The 993-nt window shown below is 73.9% G+C and carries 2 protein-coding genes; both read left to right on the top strand.

The window, feature by feature from the left end; genetic code table 11:
• Positions 1-617: TIM barrel protein (locus tag ADK86_RS16345; RefSeq protein ID WP_053697243.1), on the top strand; the 617-nt coding region annotated here is incomplete at its 5' end.
• Between the two features lie 28 nt (positions 618-645).
• Positions 646-993 (top strand): NAD(P)-binding domain-containing protein (locus ADK86_RS16350; RefSeq protein WP_159393867.1); only part of this gene is annotated, 348 nt, incomplete at its 3' end.

Genomic DNA, 993 nt, shown 5'->3' on the forward strand with positions numbered 1-993 from the left:
TGCCCGGCCCCGACCGCGGCGCCCTGTCCCTGCCCGGCCCCGAATCCGAGCGCTTCCGGGCGAATGTGGAGGTGGCCGCGGATTTCGCGCAGTCGCTGGACTGCACCGCGCTCAACGCCCTGTACGGCAACCGCCTCGACGGCATCGACCCCGCCGCCCAGGACGCGCTGGCGCTGGAGAACCTGACGCTGGCCGCCCGGGCCGCCCACCGGATCGGCGCCACCCTGCTGATCGAGGCGCTGAACGCCCCGGAATCCCCGCGCTACCCGCTCGTCTCCGCGCCCAAGGCCGTCGAGGTGGTGGACGCGGTCAACGCGGCCACCGGCCTGGACAACGCCCGGTTCCTGATGGACCTGTACCACCTGGCCAGGAACGGCGAGGACCTGGCAGCGGTCATCGACCGCTACACCCCGCTGACCGGGCATGTGCAGATCGCCGACAGCCCCGGCCGCGGCGCCCCCGGCACCGGCACCCTGCCCCTCGAAGACCTCCTGGGCCGGCTGCGCACCAACGGCTACGACGGCTGGGTCGGCCTGGAATACACGCCCGGCGACCGCCCGAGCGCGGAGGCGTTCGCCTGGCTGCCCCGCCCCCAGCGCACCGCCACCGCCTCCTGACCCGCCGCACGAAAGGCACCGACGAACGATGAGCACTCTTCCGAAGGTCGCGTGGATCGGGCTGGGCATCATGGGCGCGCCCATGGCCGAGAACCTGATCAAGGCCGGCTACCCGGTCACCGGCCACACCCTCGAGCAGGACAAGCTCGACCGGCTGGCGGCCGCCGGCGGCACCCCTGCCGCCTCGATAGCCGAGGCGGTCCGCGAGGCGGACGTCGTCGTCACCATGGTGCCCGCCTCCCCCCAGGTCGAGGCCGTCGCCTACGGGCCCGACGGCATCCTGGACAACGCCCGGCGCGGGGCGCTGCTGATCGACATGTCCTCGATCACCCCGCAGACCTCCGTCGACCTGGCCGCCGCCGCGGCCGGCAAGGGG

This window comes from Streptomyces sp. NRRL F-5755 (genome assembly GCF_001279365.1).
In the GTDB taxonomy this organism is placed as follows: domain Bacteria; phylum Actinomycetota; class Actinomycetes; order Streptomycetales; family Streptomycetaceae; genus Streptomyces; species Streptomyces rimosus.